At 62.1% G+C, this 13,045-nt stretch carries 13 protein-coding genes; 8 read left to right on the top strand and 5 right to left on the bottom strand.

Annotation, left to right across the window (positions count from 1 at the left end; translation table 11 throughout):
• Positions 1-65 precede the first annotated feature (65 nt).
• Positions 66-1,349, bottom strand: a complete 1,284-nt coding sequence (locus tag M2366_RS17725; RefSeq protein WP_042040076.1) for a dicarboxylate/amino acid:cation symporter — start codon at positions 1,347-1,349, stop codon at positions 66-68.
• A gap of 205 nt (positions 1,350-1,554) precedes the next feature.
• Between M2366_RS17725 and M2366_RS17730 the strand changes: the two genes are divergently transcribed.
• Together M2366_RS17730 and M2366_RS17735 are read left to right on the top strand one after the other, a co-directional pair.
• Positions 1,555-1,800, top strand: coding sequence for a YecH family metal-binding protein (locus tag M2366_RS17730; RefSeq protein ID WP_042040074.1), 246 nt, complete (start codon positions 1,555-1,557; stop codon positions 1,798-1,800).
• A gap of 109 nt (positions 1,801-1,909) precedes the next feature.
• Positions 1,910-2,503 (top strand): YhgN family NAAT transporter, encoded by a 594-nt coding sequence (locus tag M2366_RS17735; RefSeq protein ID WP_042040073.1) that lies wholly within the window; start codon positions 1,910-1,912, stop codon positions 2,501-2,503.
• Positions 2,504-2,616: 113 nt separating this feature from the next.
• Here the strand turns inward: M2366_RS17735 and M2366_RS17740 are convergent, their stop codons facing one another.
• Entirely contained in the window at positions 2,617-3,576 is a 960-nt protein-coding gene (locus tag M2366_RS17740; RefSeq protein ID WP_224431782.1) for a LysR family transcriptional regulator, read from the bottom strand.
• A 298-nt stretch (positions 3,577-3,874) separates the two neighbouring features.
• Here M2366_RS17740 and M2366_RS17745 point away from each other — a divergent pair, with 298 nt between their 5' ends.
• The 3 genes from M2366_RS17745 (at position 3,875) to M2366_RS17755 (ending at position 7,161) form a co-directional block, all read left to right on the top strand.
• Positions 3,875-4,171 carry a YfcZ/YiiS family protein gene (locus tag M2366_RS17745; RefSeq protein WP_042040071.1) on the top strand — a complete coding sequence of 99 codons (297 nt, stop codon included), beginning with the start codon at positions 3,875-3,877 and terminating at the stop codon, positions 4,169-4,171.
• Positions 4,172-4,290: 119 nt separating this feature from the next.
• Positions 4,291-5,718: a lytic transglycosylase F gene (locus M2366_RS17750; RefSeq protein WP_224431783.1), complete on the top strand. Its 1,428-nt coding sequence runs from the start codon at positions 4,291-4,293 to the stop codon at positions 5,716-5,718.
• A 192-nt stretch (positions 5,719-5,910) separates the two neighbouring features.
• A complete protein-coding gene (locus tag M2366_RS17755) occupies positions 5,911-7,161 on the top strand; it encodes a phospholipase D family protein (RefSeq protein WP_259270301.1) in 1,251 nt (416 codons plus the stop codon).
• A 542-nt stretch (positions 7,162-7,703) separates the two neighbouring features.
• Here the strand turns inward: M2366_RS17755 and M2366_RS17760 are convergent.
• Entirely contained in the window at positions 7,704-8,822 is a 1,119-nt protein-coding gene (locus M2366_RS17760; RefSeq protein ID WP_259270302.1) for a fatty acid desaturase, read from the bottom strand.
• 136 nt (positions 8,823-8,958) lie between these two features.
• Between M2366_RS17760 and fabR the strand changes: the two genes are divergently transcribed.
• Together fabR and M2366_RS17770 are read left to right on the top strand one after the other, a co-directional pair.
• On the top strand, positions 8,959-9,579 hold the full coding sequence (gene fabR / locus M2366_RS17765) for an HTH-type transcriptional repressor FabR (protein ID WP_042040063.1): 621 nt from the start codon (positions 8,959-8,961) through the stop codon (positions 9,577-9,579).
• Between the two features lie 32 nt (positions 9,580-9,611).
• Positions 9,612-9,977, top strand: a complete 366-nt coding sequence (locus tag M2366_RS17770; protein WP_042040062.1) for a YijD family membrane protein — start codon at positions 9,612-9,614, stop codon at positions 9,975-9,977.
• A 48-nt stretch (positions 9,978-10,025) separates the two neighbouring features.
• Here the strand turns inward: M2366_RS17770 and M2366_RS17775 are convergent, their stop codons facing one another.
• Positions 10,026-10,325 (bottom strand): DUF1145 domain-containing protein, encoded by a 300-nt coding sequence (locus M2366_RS17775; protein ID WP_259237806.1) that lies wholly within the window; start codon positions 10,323-10,325, stop codon positions 10,026-10,028.
• Between the two features lie 97 nt (positions 10,326-10,422).
• The gene (rsmD, locus tag M2366_RS17780) at positions 10,423-11,049 is read right to left on the bottom strand and encodes a 16S rRNA (guanine(966)-N(2))-methyltransferase RsmD (RefSeq protein ID WP_259237804.1); all 627 of its coding nucleotides are present in this window, start codon (positions 11,047-11,049) and stop codon (positions 10,423-10,425) included.
• A gap of 112 nt (positions 11,050-11,161) precedes the next feature.
• Here rsmD and ftsY point away from each other — a divergent pair, with 112 nt between their 5' ends.
• Positions 11,162-13,045 carry a signal recognition particle-docking protein FtsY gene (gene ftsY / locus M2366_RS17785; protein ID WP_259270303.1) on the top strand — a complete coding sequence of 628 codons (1,884 nt, stop codon included), beginning with the start codon at positions 11,162-11,164 and terminating at the stop codon, positions 13,043-13,045.

Below are 13,045 nucleotides of genomic sequence, written 5' to 3' on the forward strand. Positions count from 1 at the left end.
GCATCCATCAATAAACAGGGGCCCTTGATTGGGCCCCTGTTGGTTGGCGGTATCCGGCGCCGGGTTCAGCGGGCGCTGAAATCACTCTCTTCCCCGGCCCTGGGATCCTGGTAGATCGCCAGATCCAGCTCATCTTCACGGCGGCCGATCAACACTGAGACCAGCAGATCGCCCGAGACGTTGACCGTGGTACGGGCCATGTCGAGGATGCGATCTATGCCGGCGATCAGCGCCACCCCTTCCAGAGGCAAGCCCACCGCAGTCAGGGTCAGGGTCAGCAGCATCAGACCCGTGCCCGGGGTGCCGGCGGTGCCTATGCTGGCCAGGGTGACGATACTGATAATGATTAGATAGTCGAACAGGTGCAGATCCACCCCAAAGGCCTGGGCGACGAACAGGGCCGTGACCCCCTGATAGAGGGCGGTGCCATCCATGTTGATGGTGGCGCCTATGGGCAGCACCTTGGCGGCGATACGGGGCGACACCCCCAGCCTGCGCTCGGCACAGCTCTGGCTGATGGGCAGAGTGATCTCGCTCGAACTGCTGGTAAAGGCCACCGCCTGGGCATCGATGATGCTCTTGAAGTAGTGCAGCGGGTTGAGCCGTGCCAGCAGCAGTAACAGGCTGCTGTAGACACCGAGCACATGCAGCAGGCAGCCGAGATAGACGGCGCCAATCACCTTGAACAGGGGCAGCATGATGGCCCCGCCATACTTGCCCGTCATCCAGGCCATCAGGGCGCAGACCCCATAAGGGGCGAGGGACATCACCATCTGGGTCAGGGTGAACATGCCATCGGCCAGGGAGGTGAAGGCACGTATGGCCGGACGACCACGGCGACCGCTGGCATTGAGCGCCAGAGCCAGGGCCACCGCAAAGACGATGACCTGCAGTATTTTGCCATCGACGATGGCCTGGATGGGGTTGCGCGGCACCAGCTGGGTCAGCGCCGTGGCCAGGGTCAGATCCTGGATCGCCGCTGGCCGCTGGTAGGGGCCCATATCGGCGCCGACCCCGGGCTCGAGCAGCCAGCCCATCATCAGGCCGATACAGATGGCCAGGGCGGTGGAGCAGAGGTAGTAGCCGATGGCGCGCATCCCGACGCGGTCGAGGGTCTGGCCCTTGAGCAGGCCGGTGAGGCCGGCGATGATGGAGCAGAAAATGAGGGGCACCATCAGCATCTGTATGGTGTTGACGAACAGAGTGCCTATGGGTTTGAGCAGGAGTGCTTGCTCACTCCAGCCCAGACCGATGGCGATGCCAGTCAGCATGCCGATCAAGGTCTTCAGCCAGAGGGGGCGGCGGGTCCAGATCCGCCAGGGCTTGAAGGCCCGTCCATGGAACAGCATGACGCCAATGTCCTTATTTTCAGTCGTGGTGGCGAAAAGGGCGCCAGTGTAGCCATCCCCTCATCCGGTTGCCACATTATCGACAAAGAGACCATCGGGGCCAGCCTGACGTGCGGTTAATTGCGCATTTATTGGCATATATCAAGGAGTCCCCGCCTGGGGCAGGTTGTAATGGATGCTCATGAGGGTCATTTGGAGGTGAAAGATGTCCGAGTCTATCCATGGTCATGCGGTGATGGAGATGATGCTGTCCGAGGGGGGTCCGTTTAGCGAAGGGAGCCTCAAGCAGGCAATGGCCAGTCACTTTGGTGTCGATGCCCGTTACCACACGTGCCGCATGAGCGACCTGGATGCCGATGGTCTCATCGCTTTCCTGCGCGAGCGAGGCAAGTTCATCGACAGTGAGCAGGGTTTTCAGACCCGTGCCGACAAGATCTGCCGCCACGGCTAGCAACCTGCTTCGATGATTGCGTGACTGCGAGCCCGCTCATGGGCTCGCAGAGACCCCCTCCCTTTGCTATATTCGCCCCTCTCTTCGTTCTTGTTCCCCTGGAAGCGCTATGGATACTTTTTCCGCCGCCGTCATGCTGTTTCTGATCATGGATCCCCTCGGCAATCTGCCGGTGTTCCTCTCGATCCTGCGCCATATCGACCCCAAGCGGCGCCGCAAGGTGATGATGCGCGAGCTGCTGTTCTCCCTGGCCATCATGATGGGCTTCCTGTTTGCCGGTCAGCAGATCCTGAGCTTCCTCAATCTGCGTCAGGAGGCGGTGAGCATCGCGGGGGGCATCATCCTCTTCCTCATCGCCATCAAGATGATCTTCCCGGGCCCCGGCGGGGTGACCGGGCTGGCCGCGGGGGAGGAGCCCTTCCTGGTCCCCATGGCGATCCCCATGATTGCGGGGCCATCCATCCTGGCCTCCCTGCTGCTGCTTGCCAACCAGGCGCCGGGTCGCATGACCGACTGGTCGCTGGCGCTGCTGATGGCCTGGGGGGCGAGCGCCGTCATCCTGATGTTCTACGAGGTATTCAACAAGCTGCTGGGTGAGCGAGGACTCACGGCGGTGGAGCGGCTGATGGGCATGCTGCTGGTGATGATCGCGGTGCAGATGCTGCTCGATGGGGTGCATCACTACTTGCTGGTCGTGGGCTAAGGGTGAGCTAAGCCCGGGTACGTCACCCCATGGACGATAGACGGAGCCCGGCCCAGTGCCGGGCTCCTTGTTTGTGGCGGGCTGAGAGGGGCTTGCTCATTATTCGCCAGCGCTCAGGCCGCTTCCTCCGCCAACCCGGCGAGGATCAGCTCGAGCAGGGTCTCCCGCAGCCAGCGATGGCCAGGGTCGGCCTCGTGGCTCTGATGCCAGATCAGCAGATGGGAGATGCTGTCCAGGGCGATGGGCAGCGGCAGCTGGGTCAAGGGGTAGACCTGGGTGGCGTGGCGGGCATAGAGGCGTGACAGGGTCACTATCATGTCCGAGTGCATGCTCATGCGCAGGGCCGCTTCGAAGGAGGGCACCGTGGCCTCTATGCGGCGTTGCAACGCCTGCTCCGCCAGCTTGTGATCCAGCATCCAGCGATCCCGTCCCTCGCAATAGGTTTGCACATGGGGATAGGTGAGGTAGCGGGCCAGATCCCAGTCGGGCTCGGTCAGGGCCTGGTGATCGAGCCGCACCAGGCAGGTGAGGTTGTCGATGGCGAGCAGCCGCTGGCAGATGGTGCCGGGCAGGGTGTCCTGGCGAAAGTCGGAGGTGAGGCAGTTCTCCCGTACCGTGATGGCAAGATCGACCTGGCCCTGACCCATCTCGGTCAGGCTGTGCTCCGTCCACTCCTCGTAGCGCAACCGCACCCTGGGCGCGCGACGCTTGAGCTCGCGCAGGTAGAGAGGTGCAAACAGGGTGAAGGCGCTGTCCATGCTGGCGATGACGAACTCGCGCTCCGAGCTCGAGGGGTCGAACGCGGGCGGTTGCAGCAAGGTGTCCAGACTGAGCAGTATTGGCTGTAACTGTTGCTGCAAGGCCAGGGCGCGCGGCGTGGGCTCAAGACCATAGGCGGATCGGATAAACAGCGGATCGGCGAAGGCGTCCCGCAACCGGCCAAGGGCTTTGCTGACAGCGGATTGGCTGAGGTGCAGGCGACGGGCGGCGCGGCTGCCGTTGCGCTCCTCCAGCAGCACTTGCAAGATGATGAGCAGGTTGAGATCGGTGCGGACCAGCTGTTCCAGAAACATGTATTATGAATCTCCCTCAATTCTAAGATGAATTTATACCATTTGTATTCATATCTCCATCCCCCTATCCTGAGTCCCGTCTCTGGCCGAAGGCTAGCTGTCACAGGAGGTGACGGTTGAGGGGACGAGTAGCACCAACTTGATACGGCGGCCCTGGGTCGCCGTATTTTTTGGTGGTGTTGCCGCCTTATTTGGCTCACTCTTGATTTCGCCCAACCCGTCATCCCCTCTCGTCTGTTACAACTGACATCCCGATACCTCGGGCTTGAAATCATCTTATTGAAGTAGGAGTGTCATCATGTCGGTAGAAGATAAAGTGCAAGAGACCTGTGACAGCTGCGGCTGTTTTGCCGAGATAGGTACCATCATTGGCGAAGGCGATGATGTGCTGGATCTGGTGATAGCGGCGCCGACCGAGCAGGCTGCTCGTGCCAAGCTGGTCAGCTATGAGACCCTTGCCAGGCAGGTGAGCGAAGCGGCGGACGTGAGCTGCGAGCTGAGCCAGGTGGCTGACGGGGTCGAGCTCAAGGTGCGTCTGCAATTTACCTGCACCGCCGAGAAGCTGATCTTCGAGTTGCGGGCCCGTTCACTCTAGGGTGCCCCTCGATCACGGCAGCGGGATGCTGCCGTGTCGGCCCCTCTGCCCCGGGTCTCGTTCTATCTTTCATCATTATTGGGGCCATCCGGCGTGCACCGGTCAAGGAAGGCGAATAGATGCGGCTATGGTTATGGGCTCTGCTGGCCTGGTTATTCTCTCTCCCCCTGTTGGCGGCGGATCTCAAGCCGCACCTGCTCCCTCAGCCAGGGGATCTCGACAATATCTTGCAGCGCAAGGAGTTGCGGGCCCTGGTGGTCTATGAGCGCGGCTTCTTCTTCTTTGACAAGGGGCTGGAGCGCGGGGTGCTGGTCAATCAGCTGCAAGGCTTCGAACGCTGGCTCAATCAAACCTATCTGGCCAAGGATCCCATCAAGCTCAAGGTGGTCTACGTGCCGGTGCGCCAGGACAAGCTGCTCGATTATCTGGCCGAGGGGCGTGGCGACATGGTGGCGGCCAACCTCACCGTGACCCAGGGGCGCCTGGAACAGGTCAGCTTTACCCAGCCGGTGATAGCGCCCATCGAGGAGTGGGTGGTGAGTCAGAAAGATCTGCCCGCCTTCAACCGCATCACCCAACTCTCCGGCAGACGCATCTGGGTGCGCGAAAGCTCAAGCTATTACGAGAGCCTGCAGCATCTCAATCGTCTGCTGCGGGAGCTGGGCCTGCCCCCCGTCTATATCGAGACCGTGCCCGAATACCTGCAGGATGGCGATCTGCTGGAGATGGTGGCCGCCGGTCTGGTGCCGCTGACGGTGACCGACAGCTTCAAGGGGCGGATCTGGCTCGACATGTTGCCCGGCCTCAAGGCGCACAAGCTGGTGCCCCTGCGTGACAACGGCAAGAGTGCCTGGGCGCTGCCCAAGCACAGCACCGGGCTGCTGGATGCCGCCAACCGCTACCTGGCAAAGACCGACAGCCGGCGCCTCTACAGCGATCTCATGCTGCGGCGCCTGCTGAGTCAGAGCGATCCCATGAGCAACCTGCTTGCCACCGAACGGCTCTCCCGTCTGACCCGCATTCGTACCGTGCTGGAGAAGTATGCCAAGCAGTATCAGCTGGACTGGCTGATGCTGGCGGCGCTGGCCTATAAGGAGTCTGGCCTGGATCCCGGCGCCCGTTCCCCGGGAGGGGCCATAGGCCTGATGCAACTGCGGCCCGTGGCTGGCGCAGAGGTGGGCATCAATGGCGCCAGGCTGGCCACCCTGGAGGGCAATGTGGAGGCAGCCTGCCGTTATCTGCGCTTCCTGCTCGACACCTATTTCCAGGATCCCAAGATAGATGTGCTCAACCGTCACCTGCTGGCGCTGGCCGCCTACAACGCCGGACCTAACCGGTTGCAGAGTTTGCGGGACAAGGCCGCAGGCCAGGGACTGGATCCCGATGTCTGGTTTGGCAACGTCGAACAGCTGGTGGCCAAGGAGGTGGGACAGGGCCCCATCAACTATGTGGGCACCATCTACAAATACTATGTCGCCTACCGGTTCAGCCTGCCCCAGATAGAGGGCAAGGCCGCAGCGATTGAAGCCACCACCGCTCAGCACTGATGCGGGTCTCTCTGAGGTCCGGGTCCGGATGGTGGAGGAACCAGGGAGGCAATGGCCATTCAGGCTGATGGCGGGGCGGACAAGCGGGAAGATGTGACGCCTGCTGGCTGAGGTTCATGGGGGCTCCTTATGGCGACCAGTTCTGTCACTATATGGGCCATGACCATGACAAGGCGATGACGAGGGGGCAGGGTGAAGGAAGGGGAATTCGTGCTATTGGCCGAGCCGTCATTGGCCCTGAAACAGCGTCTGGCCCTGATCCGCGCCGCCCGTAGCCGAGTCCAGGCCCAGTATTACAGCTGGGCCGAGGATGGCAGCGGCAAGCTGCTGCTGGCCGAGTTGCTGTGCGCCGCCCGGCGCGGGGTGCGCGTGCAGCTGCTCATCGACGATCTCTACGCCGGGGAGAATCGCTTCCTGGAGATGGTGGCCTGCGAGCCCGGCATCGAGGTGCGGCTGTTCAATCCGTTCTGGTTGAGGGGCTGGCGGCCATTGGCGCTGCTGCTGGAGGCCTGTTTCAGCTTCCGTCGCCTCAACCACCGCATGCACAACAAGCTGCTGCTGGTGGATGGCAATACCGGCATTCTGGGGGGGCGCAACATCGGCGATGCCTACTTCGGCCTGGGCGCCGGCCCCCACTTCCTCGATCTGGACATTGGCTGCCGGGGCCCCCTCTGCCAGTCCCTGGAGCAGGGATTCGATCAGTTCTGGTGTAGCCGCTGGAGCCAACCTGTTCGCCGCTTGCTGCGCCGTCGTCCCGGTCGGATGGTGGCGGGAGTGATCAACGATTTCCTGCTCAGCCTCACCGAGCCCACCGTTGCTGCCATCTACGACCTGCCCGCTGATCTGTTTGAGGCGCCGGCTCCGCTGACCTGGCATCCGGGCCGGGCCGAGGTGCTGTTCGACCGGCCTGGCAAGGGGCTGGTCTCCCGGCCTGGCACGGCCCGCTACCTGTGGCGACGGCTGGGGGAGTGTCAGGGCATGCTGCAACTGGTGAGCCCCTACCTCATCCTGACCCGGGGCCTGCGCCGTGAATTGCAGCGTCTGCGCCGACAGGGGATCGCCATCAGGCTGCTCACCAACTCCCTGGCCAGCACGGACGTGCCCCTGGTGCATGGTGCCTATTATCGCCACAGACCCTGGTTGTTGCGCCAGGGTATCGGACTGGCCGAGCTGCCGGCCAGCAGCGGCCTCAGCCTGCATGCCAAGCTGATCTTGCTGGGGGAGCGGGAGGCCCTGCTCGGCAGCTTCAATCTGGATCCGCGCTCCTTTCACCTCAACACCGAACTGATGCTGCGCCTCAATAGCGGGCCGCTCTGCGCCGAGCTGCAGGCCTGGCTGACCCATTGGCAAGGGGTGACCGCCGAGCCCGATCCCGCCTCCCCCTGGTGGCGGCGCCTGATCGCCCGCCTGAGCCATTGGCTGCCGCTGCGTCCCTGGCTGTAGCGCTTTCGCCCCTCCCTTGTGCGAGATCTCGCAAAGCCTTGTAAGCCATTTGGCGAGGCAGGCAGCAATAATGCCATAGGCTAGATTTCAACCATCTGTTTTTAAACATAAATAAAAACATGGAGCGGATGAGTGTGGGGATATGCGGGGGGGCGGGACGCTGGCGAAACGTTTTTTCGATGACGAACTGAGTAAGATTTCAATCGCAAGGACAAACAGCCCGGTTCGCCGGGTTGTGGAAGAAGAAACGTCAATTCAACCCCATGGGATCGCTCCTGTGGGCACTCGTCTCGAGGGAGCGGAAACCCGGGAGTCAGGTGCGTGATTGATGAATTGGATTCCAATATGGAACATGCTATTTGCGAGGGGGTGACATGCAGATGTCGCCCCATTTTTTATGGGATTTTCCCGCCACCGTTGGCCATTGACCCGAGCTGAGCCTCTCGTCGATAGCTGGGACCAGGGTGCCCGGCAGTCATCCATGCCATGAAAAAGAGCAGGCCCCGTGTTGGGGCCTGCTCTTTTTATTGTCGATTGCGCGCTCAGGCCAGGTTGGCCAGCAGGCGATTCCAGTTGCGGCGACTGACCCGGAAGCCGCCCTTGAGGCTGCGGTATTCGAGCTGCAGCTTGAGGGCATCGTAGCGGGCCAGAGCCTTGCGTTTACGCTCTTCGAGCAGGCGCTTGCGGCTGGCGTAGTAGTGCTGCAACTGCTGGCTCAGCTTGTCGTACTCCTCCTGCAGCAGCGTCTGCCACATCTCCATGTCGTCGCGTTTTTGCAGCTTGGCATGGGCGCGTTTGAGCTGCATCTGCAGCCGTGCCTGCTCGATGCGCTCCTCCGGGCAGGTACGCAGATCCCTGGCCAGCCCCAGCCAGGCGGAGCAGCGGATCAACCACTTGGTCGGATCGAACTGCCACCAGTGGATGCCGTTGCGGTAGTCGTTCTCGAACAGGTGGTGGTAGTTGTGATAGCCCTCACCGAAGGTGAAGAAGGCGAGGATGCCGTTGTCGCGGGCGCTGTTGCGATCCGTGAACGGCTGGCTGCCCCAGATGTGGGCCAGGGAGTTGATGAAGAAGGTGGTGTGGTGGGTCATCACCATGCGCAGCACCCCGGCCAGCAACAACATGCCGAGCAGATCGCCGTGGATAAGCCCCAGCAGCAGCGGGATGCCGATGTTGGTGGCCAGGGTCAGCGCCAGATAGTGTTTGTGCTGCCAGGCAACGACGGGGTTGTTCTGCAGATCCCGCACATTGCTGTAGTCGTGATAGCGATCCCCCTGGTATTCCCGCAGCATCCAGCCGATGTGGGAGTACCAGAAGCCGCGGCTGGCGGAGTAGGGATCCTGATGATCGTCATCTACGTTGCGGTGATGGCGGCGGTGATCCGAGGACCAGTGCAGGGCCGAGTTCTGCAGGGCGAGGGCGCCGCCGATGGCGAACAGCCACTGCAGCGCCGGGTGCGCCTTGTAGGTCTTGTGGGACCAGAGTCTGTGATAGCCCGCGGTGATTGAGATGCCGCAATAGCAAAACAGCACCAGGAAGCTGGCCCATTGCCAGCCATCGAAGCCATGGGTCAGACCGTACCAGGGCACGGCAATCAGAGCCGTCAGCCCGGTCAGGGCAAACAGCAGGGTGTTGGAGATGATAATGGGTGGGCGTTCCATTCGGAGTGTCCTTTTCAGCTAACAGCTGTGCGCTATTCTCTGTGCAACCCGGCGGCGGGTCAATGGTAAAAAAGTGACAGCCTGACCCGCCTTCGGGTTATCATTTGGCCTCGATACGTGGAAGGTGACTGTTTTCGTGGGTATTCGCGCAGAGCAAAAAGAAAAGACCCGGCGTACGCTGATCGACGCTGCGTTCAGCCAGCTGTGTGCCAACCGCAGCTTCTCCAACCTGAGTCTGCGAGAAGTCGCGCGGGAGGCAGGCATAGCGCCAACCTCCTTCTATCGCCACTTCCGTGACATGGAAGAGCTGGGGCTGACCCTGGTCGATGAGGGGGGCTTGACCCTGCGCCAACTGATGCGTCAGGCGCGACAACGGATCGCCGGTGGCGGTGGCGTGATCATCACCTCTGTCTCGACCTTCATGGAATTTGTCGAAAACAATCCCAATATCTTCCGATTGCTGCTGCGCGAGCGCTCCGGCACGTCGGCTGCCTTTCGTCAGGCGGTCGCCCGGGAGATACAGCACTTCATCGCCGAGCTGACCGACTATCTGGAAGCCACGTCGGGGGCGCCACGGGAGGAGGCCTATATCCAGGCCGAGGCCATGGTGACCATCGTCTTCAGCGCCGGTGCCGATGCGTTGGATATGAGCAGTGAAGAGTGCCGGGCCCTGGCCGATCGCACCGTGCGCCAGCTGCGGATGATCGCCATGGGCGCCGAGCTGCAGCATCAGCGCCGCCGCGAGGCCATGTCTTGAGTCAACCGTCAGGAGCCAACAGGAGTTTCCCCATGCATGACATCAACACCATTCCCAAACGCCCCCTGCTGCTGGCCCTTCTGGTCGGCATCTGTGGTGACGCCAGCCTCGCTGTGCTGGTATCGGATCCCGTGCCCTTCTCCTTCTTCCCCATCATCGCCTTCCTGCTGGCGGCCCATCAGCTCTATCGCTGCTATGTGAGCGAACCCATGGAAGGCAATACGCCGGTCTGCGTCTGGCTCAGCTTCTTTATCGGCGGTTTTGGTCATGCGGCGCTGCAAAAAGTGCAGTACCCCGAGCTTGGCAGCAACTTCTTCTCGCTGATCATGATGCTGCTGTTGCTGGCCGCGCTCTCCATCAAGCTGGGTCTCAGCGTCGGTAAAAAAGAGAAGGCCTGACAAGCAGGCCTTCCAGACAAGATTGATGACCGGGGCAACCCGGTTTTTTTATGACTGCGGTTTGCTGCCCGCCTCCACAATGGCCTTGAGCCGAGCGCGGATGTCGCGCATGCCGAAGACGCCGAAGATCAGCACCTGCACAAATTCACCGTTGGTCACGAAGAAGTGGGGCTTGCAGGCGGCGCGGATCATGCTGGCCTGTACCCAGTGCATCAGCGCCACTATGACGCCGCAGATGGGCAAGAAGCTGCTCAGCTTGCCGGGCAGGGTCACCACCAGGCTGACGATGACTCCAAACCAGAAGAAGAGGGTGAGGCCCATGGCCAGCAGATTAAGCAGACGTCCCATCGTATAACTCCCTTGAATAGCACCAATATCGAACAGATCTTACGCAGAGGCGGCCCAGTGGTTCAACCATAGTCACTCGCGCCAAATGAGACACCGTTTAGGCAGAGGCCTCCGGGGTGCTCCTTGCATAGAGCTGATAGCAGACCTGACCGGCCTGCTTGTCCTTGAGACATTGCCAGTTGCCGGGCAGCACCAGATCGTCGAACTCCTTCTCCCGCTCCAGATAGATGAGCGCATCCGCTGCCAGCCAACCCCGTTGCTCCAGCAGCTCGCACACTTGCGGCAGCAGCTCACGGCGAAAGGGCGGATCGAGAAACACCAGATTGAAAGGGGTGACGGGGCCTTGCAGCCAGTGGATGGCGTCGGACTGGATCACCGCACCCTGGCTGCTGCCCAGCGCCGCCAGGTTCTTCTTGAGCTGATCGGCGGCACCCTTGTCCATCTCGACCAGCGTGACCTGCTCGGCGTAGCGCGACAGCGCCTCCAGGCCCAGACCCCCGCTACCGGCGAACAGGTCGAGACAGCGGCTGCCGCGGACATGGGCGGCCAACCAGTTGAAGATGGTCTCCTTGACTCTGTCCGTGGTGGGTCTGAGTCCCTCCACATCCTGCACCGGCAGCTTGCGACCACGCCACTGGCCACTGATGATACGGACAAAGCCGGATTTACCCTTGGCTCCCGGGCGCTGGGCCGGGCTGTTTTGACTGGATTTCACTCTGGGCATCGCGTTTCGTCGTCAGAAAATAAAGTGATAGTATAAGGCGGTTCATTTTTATGCCGACCCACCGAGGGACGGCTATCTTAGCAGTCAGCCAACGAAGTGAGTATTTTTAAAAATGGCAAAAGGTTTGTTTTCCTGGCTGGGGTTCGGCCGCAAGAAAGAAGAGGCTGAGGTTGTCCAACCACAGACACCCCAATCCGAGACTGTCAGCACCCAAGATGGCGCCAGCGCCACGTCTTCCCCATCGACCGACGTCATCTCCGCTGAGTCCGGCGAGACTTCCCTGCCGCACGCAGACCCCCTGCTCGATCCTTTGGCTGAGGATCTCAACACAGCGCCCCTGGTGATCGAAGAGTGCGCCAGCTCCCTGGAGCCCGTCATCGTCAATCCTGAGCTGCTGAGCCCGGAGGAAGACGCGGCCAAGGTTGCCGCCGAGCAGGAGGCTGCTCGCATTGCCGCCGAGCAGGAAGCGGCTCGTGTTGCCGCCGAGCAGGAGGCTGCCCGCATTGGCGCCGAGCAGGAAGTCGCCCGGGTTGCCGCCGAGCAGGAAGTCGCTCGCGTTGCCGCCGAGCAGGAGGCCGCCCGCGTTGCCGCCGAACAGGAAGCGGCTCGCGTTGCCGCCGAGCAGGAAGTCGCTCGCGTTGCTGCCGAGCAGGAGGCCGCTCGCGTTGCCGCCGAGCAGGAGGCTGCCCGCATTGGCGCCGAGCAGGAGGCCGCTCGCATTGCCGCCGAGCAGGAGGCTGCTCGCATTGCCGCCGAGCAGGAGGCCGCTCGCGTTGCCGCCGAGCAGGAGGCCGCTCGGGTTGCCGCCGAGCAGGAGGCCGCTCGCGTTGCCGCCGAGCAGGAAGTCGCTCGCATTGCCGCCGAGCAGGAGGCCGCCCGTGTTGCCGCCGAGCAGGAAGCTGCCCGGGTTGCCGCCGAGCAGGAAGCGGCTCGCGTTGTCGCCGAGCAGGAAGTTGCCCGCATTGCCGCCGAGCAGGAGGCTGCCCGCGTTGCCGCCGAGCAGGAAGCTGCCGCCCTGGCCGCGCTCCCTCTGGCGGCGGATGTGGCCGATGATACTCAGGCCAAGCCGCAGCGGGAGGGCTTCTTTGCCCGTCTCAAGCGCAGCCTGGTGCGTACCAGGGAGAACATAGGCTCTGGTTTCTTCAGCCTGTTCAGTGGCAAGCAGATAGATGATGAGCTGTTCGAGGAGCTGGAGACCCAGTTGCTTACCGCGGATCTCGGGGTCGATACCACTACCCGCATCATCAACAGCCTGACCCAGCACGCCAGCCGCAAGCAGCTCAAGGATGGCGAAGCCCTCTATGGCCTGCTCAAGCAGGACATGGGCGAGATGCTGGCCAAGGTCGAGCAGCCCTTGGTGATCGATACCAGCAAGAAGCCTTATGTGATCCTCATGGTGGGCGTGAATGGGGTGGGCAAGACCACCACCATCGGCAAGCTTGCCAAGCAGCTGCAAGCCGAGGGCAAGAGCGTCATGCTGGCCGCCGGTGATACCTTCCGCGCCGCCGCCGTCGAGCAGTTGCAGGTGTGGGGCCAGCGCAACAACCTGCCGGTCATCGCCCAGCACACCGGCGCAGACTCTGCCTCCGTCATCTATGATGCCATCGAGGCCGCCCGTTCCCGTGGCGCCGATGTGTTGATCGCCGACACCGCCGGTCGCCTGCAGAACAAGAGCAACCTGATGGAGGAGCTCAAGAAGGTGGTGCGGGTCATGAAGAAGCTCGACGAGGAGGCCCCTCACGAGATCATGCTGACCCTGGACGCGGGCACGGGCCAGAACGCCCTGAGCCAGGCCAAGCTGTTCAAAGAGGCGGTGGGTTTGACCGGTATCACCCTCACCAAGCTCGATGGTACCGCCAAGGGTGGCGTCATCTTCGCGGTGGCGGACAAGTTCCAGATCCCTATCCGTTTCATCGGAGTGGGTGAGGGGATAGACGATCTGCGTCCCTTCGTTGCCAATGACTTCATCGAGGCGCTGTTTAGCCGCGACGAATAA

It is taken from the genome of Aeromonas sp. BIGb0405 (assembly GCF_024807335.1).
Lineage (GTDB): Bacteria > Pseudomonadota > Gammaproteobacteria > Enterobacterales > Aeromonadaceae > Aeromonas > Aeromonas rivuli.